The organism is Neorhizobium galegae (assembly GCF_017877055.1).
GTDB classification, from domain to species: Bacteria; Pseudomonadota; Alphaproteobacteria; order Rhizobiales; family Rhizobiaceae; genus Neorhizobium; species Neorhizobium galegae_D.
In genome coordinates this window covers 458,405-480,322 of record NZ_JAGIPG010000002.1, presented here as the reverse complement: position 1 = coordinate 480,322, position 21,918 = coordinate 458,405, and the positions used below count along the sequence as shown (strand labels likewise).

The following is a 21,918-nucleotide window of genomic DNA, read 5'->3' as shown; positions in this document are numbered from 1 at the left end:
ACTAGCGAAGAACGCGGCTCATGACAAGCGCCGTGGACCGCGTCCCGTCCGGCCCTGCATAATAGGCTGGCCGTTCGCCCACTTTCTGGAATCCTAGCTTGCGGTAAAGCTCGACAGCGGGGCGATTGGCTGCCTCCACTTCCAGGAACATGCTCTCTCCGCCTCGCGACGCGGCCTCGCGCAAAGCCGCCTGCATCAAGCGCCAGCCAAGCCCGACCCGGCCGAATTTCTCATTGACGGCGACCGTCAGGATCTCTGCCTCGCCGGCCGCCTCACGCGACAGAACAAAACCGCCGAGCGGCTTTGAGAAAAACGCATTGGTCTGGCGGGCGATGAAACCGAAGACATTCTGCTGCAGGAGCAGGTTCTGGAACTCGCCGTCACTCCACTGACGCGGAAATCGCTGGCCATGCAGTTCGGAGATATCCCGGCAATCACCGGCCTCCATCGGTACGACTTCGAAATACGGCTTCCAGGTCAGGTAATCGTCGAGCATCGGCGCAGTCAGTACATTCACGAACGGGCAAGGGCAAAACCGGTCTGCGGTTTCGCATCTGGTCCACGAAGATACAATGGTTTGGGACGTTGCGCATCCCCAGGTTTTTCGGCGGCGATGCGTGCGACAACAGCGATATCGAAGCGGTCCCGCCCGTCATACTCGACCGCTCCCTTACCAAGGGAGTGCTCGACCCAGGAGCCGGTCATCACCGCCGGGAGGGACTTGGCCAGTTCCGAAGCGTCCTCCGGCGAAAGTGCTGCAGGTTGGCTCAACGCCTCGCCAGCAGCGGAAAACGCCTGTGTGTAGACTTCGTTGCGCTTGGCATCCATGGCGACCACGACCGGATGGCCTGGATGTTCGCCAAGGAATTTGATCGCAAGAGCCTCAAGCGTGGTCACGCCGACCGATTCGACATCAAGGGCCAGCGCCAAACCACGGGCAGCCGCAACGCCGACGCGAATGCCTGTGAACGAGCCGGGGCCGATCACGACCGCCACACGCTCGACTGACTTGAGAGGAAGGTTGGCGGCGGCGAGCGCTTCGTCGATGACCGACATCAGCCTTTCGGCATGGCCCTTGCCGATCGTCTCGGTGACTTCAGACAGCACTTTGCCCGCGGCGCTGTCATAGAGCGCTGCGGAGCAATCCACCCCGGCGGTATCGATGGCGAGAACAATCATTCAACGGTGCCGGCGGGCTTAGAGAGCTTCGACGGCCTGCACTTCCGGAACGAAATGCTTGAGCAGGTTCTGCACGCCGTGCTTCAGCGTCGCCGTGGAGGACGGGCAGCCGGAGCATGCGCCCTTCATGTTAAGGTAGACCGTGCCGTCGCGGAAGCCCTTGAAGGTGATGTCGCCGCCGTCCTGGGCGACGGCCGGGCGGACGCGGGTTTCCAGCAGTTCCTTGATCGTCGCGACGATCGTTTCGTCGTCCTCGTCGAAGAACTCGCCTTCGACGTCGGATGCTTCAGCCAGCGTGGACGTACCGCCCATGACCGGCGCACCGGACATGAAATGCTCCATGATCGAGCCGAGGATCGCCGGCTTCAGGTGCTGCCATTCGGCGCTTTCCTTGGTCACGGTGATGAAGTCGTAGCCGAAATAGACGCCGGTGACGCCGGAGATGCCAAACAGACGCTCGGCCAGCGGAGATGCTTCCGCCTCGCCGGCATTGCGGAAATCAGCGGTGCCTTTATCCATGACGACTTTGCCAGGCAGGAACTTCAGGGTCGCCGGATTGGGGGTGGCTTCCGTCTGAATGAACATCTCGTCTCTCCTGGGGCACGGCGCCCCTCGCAAATTTAGAACTCTTCAAAAGAAGATAAGCCGTATCAGCTTTTCGTTCAAGTGCTCCTTTGCCTGCGCAAGATCAAGTCCGCAATCAGGCCAGCGCGTCAATTTCCTCGGCCGTCAGCGTGTCGGGCAGCACGGTAACGGGAATCGGGAAGGCGGCAACGGCGGACACCAGGGGTCCCGGCCCTTCCTTGGTGGAGCCGGCCGCCAGGACGAGGACCGCGATGTCGCGGTCCTCGTCGACCAGCTGGATGATCTGTTCGCTGGCGTTGCCTTCGCGGATGACGATTTCCGGATCGATGCCGATCGTCTCGCGCACCTTCTGGGCGGCCTTGGCCATCACCGCATCCGCCTCTTCGCGGGCCTCGGCACGCATGATCTGCTCGACGCCCAGCCATTGCTGGAAATCGCCCTCGGGGATAACAAAAAGCAGGACGAGACCGCCGTTGGAGTTCTTGGCGCGGCGCCCGGCGTAATGGACCGCCTTTTCACACTCCGGCGTGCCGTCGATGACCGCCATGAACTTGCGCCGGTGCCCTTCAAGCCGCGATAGCCGTTTCGATACCATGCCGCCCCTCCTTCGCATGTAGACGACTGAAGCAGTCGTGATGCGGAACTTATACCAACCGAAAAAAATGAAAACCCGCCACGAATGTCGTGACGGGTATGCAATCTTTGCGTGACTTGAGTTGCGACGACAGTGTCAGCGCAGGAAGCCGACGATATCGAAGACATCCCCCATGACCTTCTCGGCGCGGGCGCGGGCGCGCTCGCCGCCATCCTTGAGGATAGCGTCGATATGGGTCGTGTCGTCCATCAGGCGGCGCATTTCCGACGTGATCGGCGCGAGCACCTGAACGGCAAGGTCGGCCAGCGCGGGCTTGAAGACCGAGAACTGCTGGCCGCCATACTCGGCGAGAACATCCGCCTTCGTCTTGTCGGCAAGGGCTGCATAGATGCCGACCAGATTGTCGGCTTCCGGGCGACCCTTCAGGCCTTCGAGTTCGCTCGGCAGGCCCTCCGGATCGGTCTTGGCCTTACGAATCTTCTTGGCGATCTCTTCCGGCTCGTCCATCAGGTTGATGCGCGACAGGTCCGACGGGTCGGATTTCGACATCTTCTTGGTGCCGTCGCGCAGTGACATGACGCGCGGCGCCGGTCCCTCGATCAGCGGCTCGACCAGCGGAAAGAAACCATGGATCGGCTCCTCGCCGACGACCATGTCGACGCCGGTGCCGACGGCGCGGATCTTCTCCTGGAAGTCGATGTTGAACTTCTGGGCGATATCGCGAGCAAGCTCCAGATGCTGCTTCTGGTCGTCGCCGACCGGCACGTGGGTAGCGCGGTAGACGAGAATGTCGGCAGCCATCAGGCTCGGATAGGCGAGCAGGCCGAGCGAGGCGTTCTCGCGGTCCTTGCCGGCCTTGTCCTTGAACTGGGTCATGCGGTTCATCCAGCCGATGCGGGCGACGCAATTGAAGATCCAGGCGAGTTCCGCATGCTGCGGCACGGCCGACTGGTTGAAGACGATATGCTTCTTCGGATCGATGCCCGAAGCGATGAAGGCGGCCGCGATCGAGCGGATCTGTCCCCGCAGGTCGTCATGGACGAGCTGGGCGGTGATCGCGTGCAGATCAACGACGCAGTAGATGCAGTCGTTGTTTTCCTGCAGCGCCACGAACTTGCGGATTGCGCCGAGGTAATTGCCGAGATGGAGATTGCCGGTCGGCTGGACGCCGGAAAAGACAAGCGGCTTGAAGGTGTTCATATCGTCCTCAATTAGGCTGGTGGAGGGCCCCAGACCCGAAGGGTCATGTTGCTAACGCGCGGGCTTATGCACGGCGAAGCGCAGGGGATCAAGAGCATCAGCGTGCCGCGTGTTCAATCAAATCCCAGGTGTTGCCGTAGGGATCGGCAAATACCGCCACCGACCCGTAAATCTCATGCCGCGGCTCCTTGAGGAAACGGACGCCCTTGGCAGTCATGGCGGCATGGTCGCGGGCGAAATTATCAGTCTTCAGGAAGAAGCCAACCCGGCCGCCGGTCTGGTTGCCTATCGCAGCCTTCTGCGTGTCGGTGGCGGCCTCAGCCAGCAACAGGGCCGCGCCCTCGCCGCCCTTCGGTTTCACCACGACCCAACGCTTGCCCTGCGGCTGCACGCTGTCCTCCAGGCAATCGAAGCGGAGCACGCCGCAATAAAAATCCTTGGCCCGGTCGTAGTCATCGACGATCAGGGCCACGAGAAACAACGATTGGACGGGCATGCGAAAGCTCCGAATTCGAGTGATTAAGCCGCCCGCATATTGTCGGCCGGGGCGGTTTTGACGGAGCGAGGAGCTCCATTCAGGAGGCCTCGCGAAACACTACAGCGACAAAAGAGCGGTCCACATATCATTCGAGGTAGGGCCACGAAACGCCTACCTCATTAGGGGTACAACTCCTAAGTCAATACGCCTAAAGGCAAAATTTTTCTCCTGGCACCTCCGAATAGATTAATGAATGTTAGTCTTTTAGGCAGCCACAATCCCATTTCCGAGCAAAAGTCTCCTTATTCGTGCCCCTTTTGGAAAGGAAATACCCAAGCGCACCACGGTTAACCGGTCATGAACGACACGGTCTCATCTCGGGGGATATCATGCGCATCTTATTTCGCGTCGCGCTTACCTGCCTATTGGCGCTAGGCCTCAACGTTACTGCCGAAGCTGGCGAAAGCCAAAAGCGAAGAAGCACTTCCTTCAAGCACGATTATTCAGCCTTCTTCACCGTGCAGCGGATCAGCGTTCGAACGAGCTGCTTTCCGGAAAAGCTGGGAGCGATCCTTGCGCATATCGCGCAGAAGACCGGCCGCAAGCCGATGGTCACGTCCGGCCACCGGCCGCATTCGGGCCGGTCGCAGCACAGCCACTGTTATGCGGCGGATATCCGGGTGCCCGGTGTATCGGAACGAGCCATCCTCGCGGCCGCAGCCAGCGCACCAGGCATCGGCGGCATCGGCCGCTATTGCAACGGCATCGTGCATGTGGATGTCGGACCGCAACGCCGGTGGGCCTATTGCGGGCGGCGCAAGCGGGGTTAGGCCTTCGGCTTCCGCTTGATGTTCCGGCGTATCATGCCGATGTCGGCACCGCCGATCAGGAACGCGCAGACGAAATAGACAACCATCGCCAGGACGAGCAGGCAGGCGAGCGCTGCGATCTGATGGATCAGCAGAGCATCCGGGATCAGCCATGGGCTGGCATAACGGAGCGCATAGATCAGCGTTGCGGACATGATCGCGGTCGAGACGAGCAGCAGGGCCGTCCGCCTTGCGAGTGCCCATTCCCAGGTGAGATGGCCGCGCCAGACGAGCGTCGTGAACAGCAGGATGGTATTGGTCCAGCCCGCCGCAGCCTCGGCCGTCGCGATGCCGCGCTCGGCGATCAGGGGGAAAAGCGAGATCGCCAGGCCTGAATTGATGACGACCGATAGCATGGTGAACCGCATCGGCGTCCTGGTGTCCTCGCGGGCATAAAAACCGGGCTGCAACGCCTTGATCAGCACGAAGCCCGGCAGGCCGATGCCGTAGATGGCAAGGATCGAGGCGACGACCGAGGTGTTCTCGACGGAGAAGGCACCACGCTCGTAGAGCACGCGGATGATCGCGTCCGACAGGATCCAAAGCCCGGCAGCGGCCGGAAGCGTCAGGAACAGTACGAATTCGATCGAACGGTTCTGGGTATTGGCGGCTTCCTTGAGATGCCCGCCCTTCAACGCACGGGCAAGTTCCGGCAGGAGCACGACGCCGACGGCGACGCCGACGACGCCGAGCGGAAGCTGGTAGATGCGGTCGGCATACTGAAGGGCGGCGATCGCGCCTTCCTTGCCCGAGGCGATCGCCTGGCCGATGATCTGGTTGATCTGGGTGATGCCGCCGGTAACGGCCGCCGGCACGGCCAGCACCAGCAGGCGCTTGACGTTTGGAGTCATTTTGGGGCGCCGGAAGCCGATACTGATGCCGGCATGGCGAACCCCGGCATAAACCACGGCAAGCTGCAGGATACCGGCCGCCAGCACGCTCCAGGAGAGATACCAGGCAATCGTCAGCGGATCCGCATGGGTCCAGAGGCCGTAGAACAGCGCGCCGATCATCACCACGTTCAGGAAGACCGGGGCAATGGCGGCCGCAAAGAAGTGATGAAGCGAATTGAGCATGCCGCTCATCATCGCCGTCAGCGACATGCACATCAGATAGGGGAACATCACCGCCGCAAGACGGATGGTGATGGAGGTCTTTTCGGGATCGTCGGCGAAGCCCGGCGCGATGATCCACTCCACCAGCCACGGCATCATCAGTTCCATGACGATGGTGATGATCATCAGGGCCGAGAAGAGAACGCCGAAAACCTCTTCCGAAAACCGCTTGGCGCCCTCGACGCCGTTCGCCTCGATCTCCTTCGAAAACAGCGGCACGAAGGCCGCGTTGAAGGCGCCCTCGGCGAACAGCCGGCGGAAGAGGTTCGGGAAGCGGAAGGCCGCATAAAAGACGTCGGCCATCGGGCCGGTACCAAGCGCCGCCGCCATGAAGGTCTCGCGCGCAAAACCGAAAATCCGGCTGCCGAGGGTCGCGCCACCGACTGTCGCGAATTTCCGGACTAGGCTCATCGCAGGGGGCTCACACGCTTGCCTTGGACTTGCGCGGCTGCGGCGTCTGGTCCGGATTGGGGGCCGGCGCGATCATGCCCATCGGCATGCCACTTCTCAGTTCATCCTCCTGCTCGGACATGACCGCCTTCAGCCGCGCCGCGATATTGCCCTGGCGGTTCTCGTTCACGACCTTCTGGCCGACGAGATCGGTAACGTAGAACGTATCGATGACCTTTTCGCCGAAGGTGGTGATGCGTGCCGAATGGATGTCAAGCGAGAGATCGGCGAGCACGGCGGTGATATCCGCAAGCAGGCCGGTGCGGTCGAGGCATTCCACCTCGATGACCGTGAACTTGTTCGACAGGCCGTTCGAGAGGATGACCGATGGTGGAATGGTGAAGGTCTTGTTGCGCTTGCGCGACTTGGCGCGCGTCGCGATGACTTCCGGCAGGCGCTTCTTGCCCGACAACACGTCCTCGATCATCCGGCTGATCGTGCCGGCGCGGCGCAATTCGTCCTCGTCCACCGGGAATTCCCGGTTGATCAGAATGGTGTCGAGCGCCCGGCCGTCGGAGGTCGTGAAGATCTGTGCATCGGCAATGTTGGCGCCAGCCGCAGCGCAGGCGCCGGCGATGATCGACAAGAGGCGCGGATGGTCCGGCGCCAGGACAGTGATCTCGGTGATGGCGTGGAAACTGTCAGTCCTCACCATGGTGGCGAGCGCCTGGCCTGCCTTGTCCGTATCGCGGATGAACTTCGTATGGCGGACCTGGTCGTCCAGCGAGACCGACAGGAGGTAGGGCTGGTAGTGCAGTTTGGAATAGGTGCGGCGGTCCTTGGCGCTCCAGTCGGCCAATGCCTTGACGAGTTCCTCCTCGGCGACCTTGGCGCGCTCCTTGCGCGATACCTCGGAGAAACCGCCCGAGAGCAGCAGCTCGGTCTCGTAATAGAGCGTGCGCAGGAGCTGGCCCTTCCAGCCGTTCCACACACCCGGGCCGACGGCGCGGATATCGCAGATCGTCAGGATCAGGAGCAGCTTCAGCCGATCCATCGACTGTACCTTTTCGGCGAAGTCGGTGATCGTCTTGCGGTCGTGCAGGTCGCGGGTCTGGGCCGTCATCGACATCAGGAGATGCACTTCGATCAGCCAGACGACGAGTTCGGTCTGCTTGGCATTGAGGCCGAGACGCGGGCACAGCTTGCGCGCGATGCGGGCGCCGGCGATCGAGTGATCCTCCTGGCGGCCTTTGGCGACGTCGTGCAGGAGCACCGCGACATAAAGCGCCTCGCGCTCTTCGACACTCGGCATCACCTTGTTGGCGAGCGGGTGGATATCGGCAGCCTTGCCCTTGTCGACTTCCGACAGCGCCTCGACCGAGCGGATCAGGTGCTCGTCGACGGTATAGTGATGATACATGTTGAACTGCATCATCGCGACGACCTTGCCGAATTCCGGAATGAAGCGGCCGAGCACACCCGCCTCGTTCATCCGGCGCAGCATCAGCGCCGGGTCACGCCGCGAGGTCAGCATGGAGAGGAACAGCCGGTTCGCCTCCTCGTTCTCGCGCACATCGTTGTCGATCAGCGAAAGAGACCGGGTCATGCGTTTCAGGGCATCGGGATGAAGCTCCAGCCCGTTGATATCGGCCACATGGAAAAAGCGGATGATATTGACCGGATCTCGCTTGAAGACGTTCGGGTCGGCAAGCGTGATGCGGCCGCGATCCTCAACGAATTCCACGGTGCCGGGGATCTTGTGGAGACGCTTGGTGAAGCGCGAGATGACGCGGTTGGTAAGGCCGGGTGCCGCCTTCGCCTGCTGCTCCTCAAGGGCGGCGCAGAGAATGCGGGTCAGGTCGCCGACATTCTTCGAGATGAGGAAATAGTGCTTCATGAAGCGTTCGACGGCGGAGAGGCCGGGACGCGAATGGTAGCCGAGGCTTTCGGCGATCTCGCGCTGGATGTCGAAGGAGAGGCGCTCCTCAGCCTTGCCGGTCAGGAAATGCATCTGGCAACGCACCGCCCACAGGAAGTCGTCTGCCTTTTCGAACGAGCGGGCCTCTTCGCGGGAGAGAACCCCGAGCTTCACGAGTTCGGTCGTCTCGCGGACACGGTAGTAATATTTGGCGATCCAGAAGAGGGTATGGAGGTCGCGCAGGCCGCCCTTGCCTTCCTTGACGTTCGGCTCGACCAAATAACGCGTATCGCCGGCCTTCTCGTGGCGATTGTCGCGTTCGGCAAGCTTGGCGGCGATGAATTCCGGGCCGGTATCTGCAACGATTTCGTTGTCGAAACGGCTCTCGAGGTCGGCCACCAGCGCCTCGCGGCCGCAAATGTAGCGGCTTTCGAGAATGGCGGTGCGGATCGTCATGTCCGTCTTGGATAAACGGATGCATTCTTCAACGGTGCGGGTGGCATGGCCGACCTTGAAGCCCATGTCCCACAGCACATAGAGCAGGAACTCGACGGCCTTGCGCATGGTCTCGGTATTTCGGGGAGGCAGCAGGAACAGGAGGTCGATGTCCGAACCCGGGGCAAGTGTATCGCGGCCATAACCGCCGACGGCTGCCACGGCGATATCCGTGCCCTCGGTATAGAGACCCTCGGCAATCGTCTCATAGAGAACGCGGATCAACTGGTCCTGGAGCCAGGAGATGCGGCGGGCGCAATTCAGCCCGCTGCCGTCCTTGGAGAGAAGCTGGCGCGCCTTTTCGCGGCCCTCGACGCTTGCCCGGCGCAGCAGCGGCAGAAGTGCCGCCCGCAATTCGAGCTGAGGGCGATCCTTGTCCTTGACGATCGCCCTGCAATCGGCCCGAAGACGGGCCACGTCGAGAAGTTCAGAAAAATCGATGTCGTGTCTGGCCATGTTATCCTGCCGGTGCCCGGCCTGCGGAGGGAGGCTATAATCGTTTTGAGGCACCTTGACCAACGATTATCATCATCGGACGTTTCAAAGTTGTTGCTTCCCGTGTCGAAGTTCAAGCCGGTGTTTTTCTGGCATCGGCATCTTGCGCAGCCCTTGCCTCGGCTCTCCACTGCTTGGGGTTCGTCCCGGTCACCCGGCGGAATTCACGATTGAAGTTCGATTTCGTTGAAAAACCGACGTCCAGCATGACCTGGATCACCGTCCACTCGGTTTCCCGCAGAAGGCGGCAGGCTTCCGCGATGCGGCGGTCGTTGACGAATTGCGAAACATTCAGCCCAGTCACGCGGTTGACGGCGGCCGAGACCTCGCGGGCCGGAAGCCTCGCCTTGCGGGCAAGCTTGGCAAGGCTCAGGTTTTCGCTCCTGTAAAGCTCCCCCTCCTCCAGGGCCGCCTTGATGTGGGATAGCGCGACCCTGTCTTCTTCGGTCGGCTTGATTGCGAACGAAGCGGGAAGCGGTTTGGCTGGAGAGAAATCGGGTGAAAAATAGTAGGCGATCACGGCAGCGATCGCCGCCAGGTTCATGATCGCCACCGCCAACGGCACATCACCGGGGCCATGGATATCGGTGTAGACCGCCAGTGCGGCGTCGCTGACGGCGAAGAACAGCATCAGCCCCGCAGTCAACCGGGCAGCACGCAGCGCCGGTTTCATGCGCGGAAGCGACGCTTCCGCCATCACGTCCGCGCCACCCGAGAGCGTCAGACGCCAGAGCGCGATGCCGTAGCCGAAGAAGATCGCCAGCAACAAGGGATCGACAAGAGCACGCAGGAAACCGACAGCGATGGCGGCGGCCAGGGGCGGCAGGATATGCAGCCAGGGCCTTTCGACGCGTTCGTCCATCAACGCGCGGAAGGCCAGGAAGGCAAGCGGCGGCATAATCGCAGCGGTGATCGGCTGAACCGGCGCGAGCGCTTTGATGCCGTAGCCAAAATGCAGGCCGACGATCACGCCTTGCAGGGCATAGAGAACAAGGAAAGCGAAGAAGTAACGACGCGAGCCCGGCGTTTCGACGCCCTTCAGACTGCGGTAGAGCGTCAGCGCGAAGACAAGGCCGGCAAGAAAGGGCAAGGGAACGGACAACACGTGGAGCCTTGGTGAAAGCGGCCTAAATCATGATCTCGAAGGCCCTTACCATATCCGAGGTCGAAAGGCATGCGGATCGGGGGTTCGACGGCGGCGATCCGGCATCTATCCTTCTCCGGGTAGCCCAGGATCGCTCACTCTGAAATCCTTGTCGGAAGGTTATGCTTTAAGCTGCTTCTTCAGCGCATAGAGCGCGTCCAGGGCTTCGCGCGGTGTCATGTCGTCCGGGTTGATGGCCCTCAGCGCGTCCTCGACCTTGGACGACCCGGCGCGCTTGGCCTCCTCACGGCGAACGGCGACCTGGAAGAGCGGCAGATCGTCGATCAGCTGGCTCGCCGGGTTCTTGCGGTCGGAATCTTCGAGCTTGGTCAGCACGTCGCGGGCGCGGGCGACCACCGAGTCGGGCAGGCCCGCAAGCCGGGCGACCTGGATGCCGTAGGAGCGGTCGGCAGCACCCGGGCCGACTTCATGCAGGAAGATCACCTCGCCGTCCCATTCCTTCACCCGCATCGTGGCGTTGGAAAGCCGGTTCAGCTTTTCCGAGAGCACGGTCAGCTCATGGAAATGGGTGGCGAACAGGCCGCGGCACCTGTTCGCCTCGTGCAGGTGCTCGACCGCCGCCCAGGCGATCGACAAGCCGTCGAAGGTCGCGGTGCCACGACCGATCTCGTCGAGAATGACGAGCGAACGATCGCTCGCCTGGTTGAGAATGGCGGCCGTCTCGACCATCTCGACCATGAAGGTAGAGCGGCCGCGCGCCAGGTCGTCCGAGGCGCCGACGCGGGAGAAAAGTCGGTCGACGATGCCGATATGGGCGGACACCGCCGGCACGAAGGACCCCATCTGCGCGAGGATGGCGATCAGCGCGTTCTGGCGCAGGAAGGTCGATTTACCGCCCATGTTAGGGCCTGTGAGCAGCCAGAGCGCGCCGAACTCGCCGCCATTGTGCGGCGAGAGATCGCAATCGTTGGCGATGAACGGGCCGACGGATTGCCTGCGCAGCGCCTGCTCGACGACCGGATGGCGGCCACCCTCGATCGCGAACATCCGCGAAGCATCTACCACCGGGCGGCGATAGCTCCATTCGTCGGCGAGCATGGCAAGACCCGCCGCGACATCGATCACCGCCAGTGCCCGAGCGCCGGCCTTGATCGCCTCGGCCTCGGAGGTCACGGCTGCGACCATCCTGTCGAAGGCTTCGAGCTCGATGGTCAGTGCCCTGTCGGCGGCATTGGCAATGCGGCTTTCCAGATCTGCGAGTTCCGTCGTGGTGAAACGCATGGCGCTCGCCATGGTCTGACGATGGATGAATCGCGCCTTGCCTTCCGGCGTGTCGGTCATCGTGCCGGAATTGCCGGCCGTCACCTCGATGAAATAACCGAGCACGTTGTTGTGCTTGATCTTCAGCGACTTGACGCCGGTCTCCTCGGCATATTGGAGCTGGAGCGCGGCAATGACCCGGCGCGACTGGTCACGCAGCGCCCGGACCTCGTCGAGGTCCGAATGGGCACCTTCGGCCAGGAACCCGCCGTCTCGCTTGAGGAGCGGCAGTTCCTGCGCCAGCATGTTGCCGAGCATGGATTCCAGATGAAGCGGCAAAGCCTTCAGGTCGTCGAGGGCCTGCCCCAGTTCCTCGGGCAGCATGGCCCTGTCGAGAAAGGCCGCGACACCGCGGGCCGCCTCCAGTCCCTGCAGGATGCTGCCGAGATCACGCGGGCCGCCGCGGTCGAGCGCCAGACGCGAGAGGGCGCGCGGCATATCCGGCACGTGCCTCAGCCCGGAGCGCAGTTCACTGCAAAGCGACGGTTCTTCGAGCAGGAAGGAAATGGAATCGAGGCGCCGATTGATGCGGTCGGGATCCGTCAGCGGCGACATCAATCGTTCAGCCAGCAGGCGGGCCCCGCCGCCGGTCACCGTGCGGTCGATCGCCTTCAGGAGCGTACCTTCACGCTCGCCCGACAAAGTCTTGGTCAGTTCCAGATTGCCGCGGGTCGCCGGATCGATGAAGAGGGTCGAGGCGCCGCTTTCGCGCTCCGGGCGTCCAAGCGGCGGACGTTCGGCGATCTGGGTCTTTTCCACATAGGCAACAGCGGCCGCGGCGGCGGCCAACTCGGCGCGCGAAAAATTGCCGAACCCGTCGAGGGTGCCGACGCCGAAATACCGGGTGATGCGGCCCTCGGCACTGGCGCTATCGAAGAGCACGGACGGCTGCGGCACCGCGACCTTGCCGAGTACGTCGAAGACGGGCTTCAGCTCGGCGTCGTGAAACATCGTATCCGGCAGGATCAGCTCACGCGGTTCGATACGCAGGATATCGGCGAGCAGTCGGGACTGATCGGTCTCGGCGAGCCGGAAGACGCCGGTCGAAATATCGATCCAGGCAAGCGCCAGAAGCGGTTCGGCGGCACCCTTGATGCGGGCAAGCGCCATCAGGTAATTCGACTCGGAGGATGAGAGGAGTTTTTCCTCGGTAATCGTGCCCGGCGTCACCAGCCGGACGACGTCACGCTTCACGACCGATTTCGAGCCGCGCTTCCGGGCCTCCGCCGGGTCTTCCACCTGTTCGCAGACGGCAACGCGGAAACCGAGCGAGATCAGCTTCTGCAGATAGTCGTCGGCGGCATGCACCGGTACGCCGCACATCGGGATTTCGCGACCGAGATGCTGGCCGCGCTTGGTGAGCGTGATGCCGAGTGCACGTGACGCATCGACCGCATCCTCGAAGAAGAGCTCATAGAAATCGCCCATGCGGTAAAAGAGCAGCGACCCCGGATTGTTCGCCTTGATCTCGATATATTGCTCCATCATCGGCGTTGCCGAGGCACGGCTTTCCTCCGAGGCAAGCTCGGCGGCGTTCAGGGCGTCGATGGAGAATCTTTCAAACTGTGTCACGGAACCGATTTTTTGTTGCGCGCTGGAATTTGCGACACTATCGATGAAGACACCTGAAAGACAACATCTGCCGCGGCCTAGAGGACGGCTGCCCACAAAAAGCTGGAGGAAACATGCCTGCCAAGGACAAGGCCACGGAGAAGGCTGCACGTGCGCGGGCTTCCGTGACCGAACAGGAAGCGCTCGATTTCCATTCGGAAGGCCGCCCCGGTAAACTCGAAATCAATCCCACCAAGCCGATGGCGACCCAGCGCGATCTGTCGCTCGCCTATTCGCCAGGCGTCGCGGTGCCGGTGAAGGCGATCGCCGCCGATCCTGCGACTGCCTATGATTACACGGCGCGCGGCAACATGGTGGCCGTCATCTCGAACGGCACGGCGATCCTCGGCCTCGGCAATCTCGGGGCGCTTGCCTCGAAGCCGGTGATGGAAGGCAAGGCCGTGCTGTTCAAGCGCTTCGCCGACGTGGATTCCATCGACCTCGAAGTCGATACGGAGAATGTCGACGAATTCATCAATTGCGTGCGTTTCCTCGGCCCCTCTTTCGGCGGCATCAATCTCGAGGACATCAAGGCGCCGGAATGTTTCATCATCGAGAGCCGCCTGCGCGAGCTGATGGATATCCCGGTCTTCCATGACGACCAGCATGGTACTGCGATCATCGCCGCCGCCGGCCTGATCAACGCACTGGAATTGACCGGCCGGGACCTCAAGACCACCAAGCTCGTCTGCAACGGCGCCGGCGCCGCGGCGATCGCCTGCGTCGAACTCATCAAGGCGATGGGCTTCAATTCGGAAAATGTCATTCTCTGCGACACCAAGGGCGTCATCTACCAGGGCCGCACCGAGGGCATGAACCAGTGGAAGTCCGCCCATGCGGTGAAAACCACCAAGCGGACTCTGGAAGAAGCCATGAAGGGCGCGGATGTCGTGTTCGGCCTGTCCCAGAAAGGCGCCTTTACCGAAGACATGATCCGTTCGATGGCCGACAGGCCGATCATCTTCGCAATGGCCAATCCCGATCCGGAAATCACGCCGGAAGAAGTCGCCCGCATCCGCGACGACGCGATCATGGCGACCGGCCGTTCGGACTATCCGAACCAGGTCAACAACGTGCTGGGTTTCCCCTATATCTTCCGTGGCGCGCTTGACGTCCGCGCCAGCCAGATCAACGACGCGATGAAGATCGCTGCCGTCAACGCGCTCGCCAATCTCGCCCGCGAAGACGTACCGGACGATGTTGCCGCCGCCTACCAGGGCAACCGTCCCCGGTTCGGTGCGCAATACATCATCCCCGTCCCCTTCGACCCGCGCCTCATCTCGGCAATTCCGGTCGCAGTCGCCGAAGCTGCCATGGAAAGCGGCGTCGCCCGCAAGAACATCACCGATCTCGCTGCGTACGGCCGCGAGCTTTCCGCCCGCCGTGATCCGATCGCCGCGACGACGCAAGGCATCTACGAGCGCGTCCGCCGGTTCCCCAAGCGGGTGGTCTTCGCCGAGGCCGAAGAAGAACAGGTCATGCGCGCGGCGATTTCCTTCACCAGCCAGAAGCTCGGCACCGCCATCCTTCTCGGCCGCGACGATGTCATCCGCGCGACAGCGGAAAAGGCAGGCATCGATCTCGACCGACCCGGCGTGGAGATCGTCAACGCCCGTCTTTCCAACCGGCTCGATGCCTATATCGATCATCTCTATGCCCGACTGCAGCGCCAGGGCTTCCTCTACCGCGACGTCCAGCGCCTGATCCACAACGACCGCAACCATTTTGCCGCGACCATGGTGGCGATCGGCGATGCGGACGCGATGGTGACCGGCACGACCCGCAACTATGCAACGGCCCTGCAGGACGTCAGCCGCTGCATCGATCCCAAGCCGGGGCACAAGGTGATCGGCGTGTCGCTGGTGATCTCGCGCGGCCGGACGATCTTCGTCGCCGACACCGCCGTCCACGACATGCCGAACGCGGAGGATCTTGCAGATATCGCCGTCGAAGCCGCCCGTGTCGCCAAGCGCATGGGTTACGAGCCGCGCGTCGCCATGCTCGCCTATTCCACCTTCGGCCAGCCGATCGGCGAGCGTTCGGAGCGGGTCCGCGAGGCGGTCAAGATCCTCGACCAGCGTCGCGTGGATTTCGAATATGACGGGGAAATGGCTGCGGACGTAGCGCTCAACCCGCACCGGATGGAGCAGTATCCGTTCTGCCGGCTCTCGGGGACAGCCAACGTGCTCGTCATGCCGGCGATCCACTCCGCCTCGATCTCGACCCGCATGCTACAGGAGCTCGGCGCTTCGACGGTGATCGGCCCGTTGCTTGTCGGCCTCGACAAGTCGGTGCAGATCACCTCGATGGGCGCCAAGGACAGCGATATCGTCAACATGGCGGCGATCGCGGCTTACAACGCGGGGACATAAACTTCCTTGAAAGCGAACTCCAAGTGGACTGGGTTCAGTGAACTAAGTCCACTTGGAGCTTTGCTCCGTGAAAACCGTCAACATCCATGAAGCCAAGACCCACTTGTCGCGTCTCGTCGAAGAGGCGGCAAACGGCGAAGCTTTTGTCATCGCCAAGGCGGGGCAGGCCGATGGTGAAGGTCGTGCCTTTGGAAGAAGTGCCTGCGGAAGAGCCGAAGAAGGCATGCTGCTGCTCACCTCGGACGAAGCCGTCGCACAATACGACGGCCCGATTCGCCTCGTCCGTTAGCTCGCAAACCGGCCCGCGTCGGCGCCGAAGTGGGTAATGTAGCGATCCGAGATCGAGGCGATCGGCAGGACGATCAGCACGTCGGTGGTGTTGAAGGCGTGGTCGATAACCGCACCATCACCCACCATGGCACCGAGGCGCAGATAGCCCTTGATCAGCGGCGGCAGCAAGGAGAGCGCCTTGCGAGCGTTGAGGCCTTCCATCGGCATCAGATCCATCGAGCGGTAGAGTTCCGGTAGTGCCGAAACCGCCCACTCGTCCTTGGTCAGGACCGAATGGTGCAGGAAGGAGAGCGCCATGGCGTGCTCTTCCGGTGAAACTCCCGGAAATGACGCGCAGCCGAACATGGCGTTCATGCCGTGCTTCAGCGAATAGGCCCAATTGCCCTGCCAGAGCAACTCGACGGTGCGCTTGGTGCGATAGTCAGGCAGCACGCAGGAGCGGCCAAGTTCCATGAACTGCTTGTCGGGATGACGCGCAAGCAGCGGCTCGATGTCGAATTCCGACGCCGAATAGAAGCCATTGTTGGCAAGCGCCACTTCCTGGCGCAGCAGCCGGTAGGTGCCGACGATCTGGTCTTCGATATCGCCTTCGATTGCATTGTCGACGACCAGAAGGTGGTCGCAGATCGCGTCGAAGGCATCGACATCGCGACGGCTGCGCATGGCATCCGGATTGAGGGTTGCGTTCATCTCTTCGACGAAGACGCGATAACGGACCGCCTGCGCGGCATCGATCTCGCGCTCGCTGCGAGCAAGCCGCGTTTCGAGTGTGCCAATGCGGCCGAAGACATCGCCGCTTACCGGAGCAGAGGCCGGCGCCTGGGTTGTTTCAGTTATCACTTCACGGTTCAGGAGTTCAATTGCCAAGGTGATTCTCCCCGTCCCGGTTTGATCACCGCCTTTAATCACTTCTCTGCGACAAGAACGTGACATTCCCTGTCACAATAGGTTCCACGGCTGATCGCGTCAACGCGCCTGTTGGCGGTCGGTAGAGAGTACCCCCAAAATTCGGACCTCCTCCAGAAGCGTCAGCGGATCGACCGGCTTTGCGAAGATGCGGCTGGCCCCATTCAGAAGCACCTCGCGATGCGTCGCCTCGCGGCTCTCGCCTGTCAGCACGATCACCGGGACCAGAGACCGAACGCCCTCCTGCTCCTCGGCACGCAGCGCCGCCAGGAGATTGAAGACATCTCCTCCAGGCATGTACATATCGGAAATGATGAGATCGAACGATATGTCCCGGTTGAGTACCGTCTCGATCAGCGTGGGGAAATCGTCGACCAGACGGACCCGATGACCGGCCTTTGTAAGAACCGAGCGAATGATCAGCGCGTTGACGGGATCGTCCTCACCGAGCAGCACATCAAGCCCTTCGCCATGCTTTTCGATGACGGGCGGCAGCGGCATGGCCTGATTGTCATTCAGCGCGTCGCGTGTGCCGAAGCCGCGCAGGCGGCCGCTCAAGACATCGATCAGGGATTTTTCCCGGAGCGGCCGGATAAGCCAGGCGTCGAAGAAATCCTGCGGCTGGGAGGCGCGTTCCTCGGGGTTGACGAGCAGGATGCGGTGGAGCGGCGCATGCGCCTTTTCATTGGCATAATCGGATGCCAGCCGGTGATCGACGATCAGGTCGGTATAGGGCAACGGGCCCGTTTCGGCACGGTCGATCAGCATCTGCGCGTCGGCCGTGTTGGCGACGTGCCGGCAGCGGCCGCCAAGCGTTTCGATCGTCGCGACCGTCGCCTTGGCGGCAGGTCCTTCCGGCGCCAGAAGCAGAACCCGGGACATGGCCAGCAACTGGTTGCGTTCGCCGGTGCCCGATTGCGCCGTTTCCGCAAAATGCAGAGGGAAGCGGATGGTGAACGTGCTGCCGGCCCCCCTTTGGCTGGCGACGGCAAGCGATCCGCCGAACTCGGTCAAGATGCGGGAGGCGATGCCGAGACCGAGACCAGTGCCGCCGCTGCGCGCCTCGGCGGACCCTGCCTGCTCGAATTCACCGAAAACCCGCGTCAGCTCCTCCGGCGCCATGCCGGGACCGGTATCGATGACGGCAATGGCGACGTTGCCCTCTTCGACCGCAGCCCGCACCAGCACGCCGCCATAGGCGGTGAATTTCACCGCATTGCCGATGACGTTGAAAAGCACTTGGCGGATGCGCCCCGGATCGAAATCGAGAAGATCGGGGAGATCGGCAGTCATTGTCGCGGCGATCTCGATCCGCTTCTCATGGGCGCGCGGCGCCAGCATCTCAACGACGTTTTCGATGAGGTGACGGAGATTTTCCGCCCGGTTGTTGAGCCGGAAGCGGCCGGCCTCCAGCGTCGAATAATCGAGCAGGTCTTCAACGAGCTGCGCCAGCGCATAACCGGACTGGCGAATGCCGCTCAGATAGTTTTGCTGTTCCGCCGTCAGCTTTGTCTGGCCGAGGAGGTGGGTCATGCCGAGAATGCCATTGAGCGGCGTGCGGATCTCATGGACGACGGTGGCAATCTGCCGGGACTTCGCAGCGCTGGCCGCCTCGGCATTCTTCAATGCATGCTGGAGGCGGGGAACCGTGCGCTGGCGGCGCCACTCGGATATCCGGGAAAAGAGCGAGGCAAAGACGCCGCGCGCCGCCCTCTTTTCTCCATCCTGCGGCAGTCCCAATGCAGGCACGATCTTTTCCGCCGCCGGGTCGGCCATATCGACCGCGGCGGGAGACGCGAACGCCTTCGAGATTCGTTCATGTATGTCGGCGATATCTCGCATCGGGAAAGACTAACCGGGTTTCTTTCCCAATCCTTAGAGCAATCAGGTAAAATTTTACTGATCGGCCTTTTTCGGCCCGAACAGCTCGTCGAGGATGACCAGGCCTGCCCCAATGGTGATGAAACTGTCCGCCAGATTGAAGACGGCGAAGGCCCAAGTCTCGGTGTGAAACAGGATGTAGTCGATCACGTGGCCATAAGCGAAGCCATCGATCAGGTTGCCGATCGCGCCGGCGATGATCAACGCGAAGCCGCTGTGGGCAAAAGGACGTTCCTTAGGCGTGCGGCGCCAGAGCCAGAGCACGAAGGCGACGATCAGCACCCGCATGCCGACGATGAATTCCCGCTCCATGCCGGACAGCAGCGAGAAGGCGACGCCGAGATTGTAGGTTCGGTAGAGCGCCAGCACCGGCAGAAGTGGCACCGCCTCCTGCATCGGAAGATATCTTTCGACGGCGATCTTCACCACCTGATCGAGAATGACCGCGACGACGATGACGATCAGAGCCACCAGAGGCCGTGAAAGGAGGGCTTTGCGTCCGGTCATTTCTTCTCATCCAGGGTCAGCAGATGGCGGCGGGCCTCGAAAAGCATCACGGCGGACGCGACGGCGAGGTTGAGCGAATCCGCCCTGCCCTGCTGGGGAATGCGAACGGTGCGATCGGCGGCCTTGGCAAGATTATCCGGCAGCCCGGACTGCTCGTTGCCCATCAGCAGCACGACCGGCTTTTTCGAATAATCCACAGTGCGATAGTCAACGGCGCCGGCGAGATGCGTCGCGACGACCTGGGTGCCGGATCGCTTCTGCCAGTTCAGGAATTCTTCCGCCGAACATTTGACGACCGGTACCGCGAAGACCGACCCCATGGTCGCACGCACGGTTTCCAGCGAAAACGGATCGGTGCATTCGCCGACCAGGATCACCCCGGAAGCGCCTGCCGCATCGGCGGTGCGGATGATGGTGCCAAGATTGCCGGGGTCGCGCACGCGGTCGAGCGCGACTAGCGTCTCGTCTCTGCCCGGCCTCAGTTCGTCGAGCTTTTTCCAGCGCTGCTCGAAAATGCCGACGACCATCTGCGGGTTGTCGCGACGGGTGACCGAGGAGAGCACCTTCTCGCTGACCTCCAGCACCAACCCGCCATGGGCGATGGTCTTTGCCGCGACCTGCTCGACAAGCGCCTTGCCCTTGGCCGCCTTGGCATAGACCAGCGTGCGGATTTCCCAGCCGAGCTCCAGCGCGTCGATGACGAGCTTCAGGCCTTCGGCCATGAAGGTGCCGCTCTCTTCGCGGTCCTTCTTGTTGGTGAGCGCCTTGATGTCCTTGATGATCGGATTGGAAAGCGAGGTGACTTCCTTCACCTGGCCGACCCGCCGTGGTCCGGACTTCTGAAAATCGTCGTTCATGCCGGCACCCAGCGACTGAAAAGGGAAGTGGAAAGCGCACGGCCCGGCGTCTTGCCGTCCAGCCCCGCCTCGCGGATGACGAGTTCACCCGATTCCACGGCGCCGCCGGCGCCGCGCATCGTCTCACGCATCAGCTCATGGATCGAATAGAAGCTGGCGCGGATCGAATAAGCGGTCAGCACCAGCCCGATCGCCTTCGGTGACAGCAGTTCGCGGCAGATATCGAGCATCAGCGGTAGATGATCGAAAAGCTGCCAGACTTCGCCATTCGGGCCACGGCCGAATTTCGGCGGATCGGTGAGGATGATGTCGTAGCGGTTGCCTCGGCGTTCCTCACGCAGGATGAACTTCATCGCATCCTCGCAGATCCAGCGGATCGGAGCCTTGTCCAGACGGGCAAGCGACTGGTTTTCGCGCGCCCAGCCAATCGCCTTCTTGGAGGCGTCCACATGGGTGACTTCCGCGCCGGCAGCCGCCGCGACCAGCGAAGCGACGCCCGTGTAGCCGAACAGGTTCAGCACCTTCACCGGCCGTTTCGCCTCTTCGATTCGGTTTTTCATCCATTCCCAGTGAACGATCTGCTCCGGGAAGACCCCGACATGGCGGAAGGAGGTAAAGCGGCCGAGGAAATCGACGCCGAGCAGCGATAGCGGCCAGGTTTCGCCCAGCGCTTCCTTGGAGAATCGCCAGCGACCCATGCCGTCCTCATCCGTGTCTCCGGTAAACAGCGCATCCGCCTTTTCCCAGACGTGGGCGGGAAGAGACGGCTGCCAGAGCGCTTGGGCTTCCGGCCGGACGATGCGATAAGGGCCGTATTGTTCGAGTTTCAGCCCGTTGCCGCTATCGATCAGATGAAAATCACCGGCACCGGAGGATTCGAGAATGATCGGCACGCGCTCTGGCGGTCGCTCGCCGCTGCGCGGCAAAAGCGGTCGGGTTTCGGCCGGCGCTGCTGCCGGCGCGGGTTTCGAAGCCCTTTCCTGTGGCCGCGGGGCCTGCTTGACTGCCGCTGGTTTTGCGGCGGCGTACCCGCGGGAGGACCGGTTGCCCGCCTCGCTCCGGGCTTTTTCACCCGGCCGCCTTTCCTTGTTCTTCAATACGTTCATCCGCTCGGATTTTTGAGAGTTGCGGCAGCAGATAACATTTGCTGGTCATTCTTCAAAGCCGGAGAGCCGATAGCGGGGCGTTTTATTGACGGCCCGGCCTGTCCGCCTTTTGTCCCCCTTGGCAAAGATCATCGCCCTTGCAATAAGTCTTGCAACGATGGACGGAGGATCATCATATGGACATGGGCGGCGAAGAACGTATTGCAGCACCTCGCGAAGTGGTTTGGGCGGCGTTGAATGATCCGGAAATCCTTCGTCAGTGCATCCCCGGTTGCCAGACGCTCGAACAGAAGTCTCCAACCGAGCTTGCCGCAACCGTCAAGCTGAAGGTCGGCCCGGTTTCGGCCAGCTTCTCCGGCGAGGTGACCCTCTCCGACATCAACCCACCGGAAAGCTATACGATATCGGGCGAAGGCAAGGGCGGCATCGCAGGTTTCGCCAAGGGTTCCGCGACCGTCACGCTGGTAGAAGACGGCAGCGATACGCTGCTACGCTACTCCACAAAGGCTCAGGTGGGCGGCAAGATCGCGCAGCTCGGCTCGCGGCTGATCGATTCCACATCGCAGAAGCTCGCGGGCCAGTTCTTCGCGGATTTCAACAAGGCCGTGGTCGCAAAGGCCGCGCAAGCCTGATTTACTTCACC

General features: G+C 62.1%; 18 protein-coding genes and 1 pseudogene. 4 read left to right on the top strand and 15 right to left on the bottom strand.

The window, feature by feature from the left end; all coding sequences use genetic code 11:
- Position 1: 1 nt before the first annotated feature.
- From J2857_RS12660 to J2857_RS12635, 6 genes are all read right to left on the bottom strand, one after another.
- Positions 2–496, bottom strand: coding sequence for a GNAT family N-acetyltransferase (locus J2857_RS12660; RefSeq protein ID WP_210011662.1), 495 nt, complete (start codon positions 494–496; stop codon positions 2–4).
- A gap of 17 nt (positions 497–513) precedes the next feature.
- Complete coding sequence (gene tsaB, locus J2857_RS12655) at positions 514–1,179, bottom strand: tRNA (adenosine(37)-N6)-threonylcarbamoyltransferase complex dimerization subunit type 1 TsaB (RefSeq protein ID WP_210010522.1); 666 nt, start codon at positions 1,177–1,179, stop codon at positions 514–516.
- Positions 1,180–1,197: 18 nt separating this feature from the next.
- A complete protein-coding gene (locus tag J2857_RS12650) occupies positions 1,198–1,764 on the bottom strand; it encodes a NifU family protein (protein ID WP_038583397.1) in 567 nt (188 codons plus the stop codon).
- 115 nt (positions 1,765–1,879) lie between these two features.
- Entirely contained in the window at positions 1,880–2,359 is a 480-nt protein-coding gene (locus J2857_RS12645) for a universal stress protein (RefSeq protein WP_210010521.1), read from the bottom strand.
- A 135-nt stretch (positions 2,360–2,494) separates the two neighbouring features.
- Positions 2,495–3,559: a tryptophan--tRNA ligase gene (trpS, locus tag J2857_RS12640; RefSeq protein WP_210010520.1), complete on the bottom strand. Its 1,065-nt coding sequence runs from the start codon at positions 3,557–3,559 to the stop codon at positions 2,495–2,497.
- A gap of 97 nt (positions 3,560–3,656) precedes the next feature.
- Positions 3,657–4,055 carry a VOC family protein gene (locus J2857_RS12635; protein WP_210010519.1) on the bottom strand — a complete coding sequence of 133 codons (399 nt, stop codon included), beginning with the start codon at positions 4,053–4,055 and terminating at the stop codon, positions 3,657–3,659.
- Between the two features lie 371 nt (positions 4,056–4,426).
- Here J2857_RS12635 and J2857_RS12630 point away from each other — a divergent pair, with 371 nt between their 5' ends.
- A complete protein-coding gene (locus J2857_RS12630; RefSeq protein WP_210010518.1) occupies positions 4,427–4,867 on the top strand; it encodes a DUF882 domain-containing protein in 441 nt (146 codons plus the stop codon).
- Here J2857_RS12630 and murJ read toward each other — a convergent pair.
- The 4 genes from murJ to mutS form a co-directional block, all read right to left on the bottom strand.
- A complete protein-coding gene (gene murJ / locus J2857_RS12625; RefSeq protein WP_210010517.1) occupies positions 4,864–6,432 on the bottom strand; it encodes a murein biosynthesis integral membrane protein MurJ in 1,569 nt (522 codons plus the stop codon). The genes J2857_RS12630 and murJ overlap by 4 nt on opposite strands.
- Before the next feature lie 10 nt (positions 6,433–6,442).
- Positions 6,443–9,280, bottom strand: coding sequence for a [protein-PII] uridylyltransferase (locus J2857_RS12620; protein WP_210010516.1), 2,838 nt, complete (start codon positions 9,278–9,280; stop codon positions 6,443–6,445).
- A gap of 112 nt (positions 9,281–9,392) precedes the next feature.
- Positions 9,393–10,421 (bottom strand): helix-turn-helix domain-containing protein, encoded by a 1,029-nt coding sequence (locus J2857_RS12615; RefSeq protein ID WP_210010515.1) that lies wholly within the window; start codon positions 10,419–10,421, stop codon positions 9,393–9,395.
- 162 nt (positions 10,422–10,583) lie between these two features.
- Positions 10,584–13,232, bottom strand: a complete 2,649-nt coding sequence (mutS, locus tag J2857_RS12610) for a DNA mismatch repair protein MutS (RefSeq protein WP_245363463.1) — start codon at positions 13,230–13,232, stop codon at positions 10,584–10,586.
- A 197-nt stretch (positions 13,233–13,429) separates the two neighbouring features.
- On the opposite strand from mutS, the gene J2857_RS12605 reads away from it, so the two are divergent.
- Positions 13,430–15,727 (top strand): NADP-dependent malic enzyme, encoded by a 2,298-nt coding sequence (locus J2857_RS12605; RefSeq protein WP_210010513.1) that lies wholly within the window; start codon positions 13,430–13,432, stop codon positions 15,725–15,727.
- A gap of 67 nt (positions 15,728–15,794) precedes the next feature.
- Positions 15,795–15,948: pseudogene (locus J2857_RS12600) on the top strand (type II toxin-antitoxin system Phd/YefM family antitoxin); the annotation flags it as partial.
- A 64-nt stretch (positions 15,949–16,012) separates the two neighbouring features.
- Here J2857_RS12600 and J2857_RS12595 read toward each other — a convergent pair.
- The 5 genes from J2857_RS12595 to J2857_RS12575 form a co-directional block, all read right to left on the bottom strand.
- The gene (locus J2857_RS12595) at positions 16,013–16,885 is read right to left on the bottom strand and encodes a GNAT family N-acetyltransferase (protein WP_210010512.1); all 873 of its coding nucleotides are present in this window, start codon (positions 16,883–16,885) and stop codon (positions 16,013–16,015) included.
- A gap of 99 nt (positions 16,886–16,984) precedes the next feature.
- Positions 16,985–18,673 (bottom strand): hybrid sensor histidine kinase/response regulator, encoded by a 1,689-nt coding sequence (locus J2857_RS12590; protein WP_348635677.1) that lies wholly within the window; start codon positions 18,671–18,673, stop codon positions 16,985–16,987.
- A gap of 147 nt (positions 18,674–18,820) precedes the next feature.
- Positions 18,821–19,312, bottom strand: a complete 492-nt coding sequence (gene lspA / locus J2857_RS12585) for a signal peptidase II (RefSeq protein WP_210010510.1) — start codon at positions 19,310–19,312, stop codon at positions 18,821–18,823.
- Entirely contained in the window at positions 19,309–20,169 is an 861-nt protein-coding gene (locus J2857_RS12580; RefSeq protein WP_210010509.1) for a TrmH family RNA methyltransferase, read from the bottom strand. The genes lspA and J2857_RS12580 overlap by 4 nt, the downstream gene beginning before the upstream one ends.
- Positions 20,166–21,275 carry a class I SAM-dependent methyltransferase gene (locus J2857_RS12575; protein ID WP_210010508.1) on the bottom strand — a complete coding sequence of 370 codons (1,110 nt, stop codon included), beginning with the start codon at positions 21,273–21,275 and terminating at the stop codon, positions 20,166–20,168. The genes J2857_RS12580 and J2857_RS12575 overlap by 4 nt, the downstream gene beginning before the upstream one ends.
- A 176-nt stretch (positions 21,276–21,451) precedes the next feature.
- On the opposite strand from J2857_RS12575, the gene J2857_RS12570 reads away from it, so the two are divergent.
- The gene (locus tag J2857_RS12570; RefSeq protein ID WP_210010507.1) at positions 21,452–21,907 is read left to right on the top strand and encodes an SRPBCC family protein; all 456 of its coding nucleotides are present in this window, start codon (positions 21,452–21,454) and stop codon (positions 21,905–21,907) included.
- Positions 21,908–21,918: the final 11 nt, after the last annotated feature.

Bases quoted from the DNA above. Each gene is read 5' to 3' on its own strand.
- J2857_RS12660 (WP_210011662.1), bottom strand. From the start codon at position 496: ATGCTCGACGATTACCTGACCTGGAAGCCGTATTTCGAAGTCGTACCG.
- tsaB (WP_210010522.1), bottom strand. From the start codon at position 1,179: ATGATTGTTCTCGCCATCGATACCGCCGGGGTGGATTGCTCCGCAGCG.
- J2857_RS12650 (WP_038583397.1), bottom strand. From the start codon at position 1,764: ATGTTCATTCAGACGGAAGCCACCCCCAATCCGGCGACCCTGAAGTTC.
- J2857_RS12645 (WP_210010521.1), bottom strand. From the start codon at position 2,359: ATGGTATCGAAACGGCTATCGCGGCTTGAAGGGCACCGGCGCAAGTTC.
- trpS (WP_210010520.1), bottom strand. From the start codon at position 3,559: ATGAACACCTTCAAGCCGCTTGTCTTTTCCGGCGTCCAGCCGACCGGC.
- J2857_RS12635 (WP_210010519.1), bottom strand. From the start codon at position 4,055: ATGCCCGTCCAATCGTTGTTTCTCGTGGCCCTGATCGTCGATGACTAC.
- J2857_RS12630 (WP_210010518.1), top strand. From the start codon at position 4,427: ATGCGCATCTTATTTCGCGTCGCGCTTACCTGCCTATTGGCGCTAGGC.
- murJ (WP_210010517.1), bottom strand. From the start codon at position 6,432: ATGAGCCTAGTCCGGAAATTCGCGACAGTCGGTGGCGCGACCCTCGGC.
- J2857_RS12620 (WP_210010516.1), bottom strand. From the start codon at position 9,280: ATGGCCAGACACGACATCGATTTTTCTGAACTTCTCGACGTGGCCCGT.
- mutS (WP_245363463.1), bottom strand. From the start codon at position 13,232: ATGATGGAGCAATATATCGAGATCAAGGCGAACAATCCGGGGTCGCTG.
- J2857_RS12605 (WP_210010513.1), top strand. From the start codon at position 13,430: ATGCCTGCCAAGGACAAGGCCACGGAGAAGGCTGCACGTGCGCGGGCT.
- lspA (WP_210010510.1), bottom strand. From the start codon at position 19,312: ATGACCGGACGCAAAGCCCTCCTTTCACGGCCTCTGGTGGCTCTGATC.
- J2857_RS12580 (WP_210010509.1), bottom strand. From the start codon at position 20,169: ATGAACGACGATTTTCAGAAGTCCGGACCACGGCGGGTCGGCCAGGTG.
- J2857_RS12575 (WP_210010508.1), bottom strand. From the start codon at position 21,275: ATGAACGTATTGAAGAACAAGGAAAGGCGGCCGGGTGAAAAAGCCCGG.
- J2857_RS12570 (WP_210010507.1), top strand. From the start codon at position 21,452: ATGGACATGGGCGGCGAAGAACGTATTGCAGCACCTCGCGAAGTGGTT.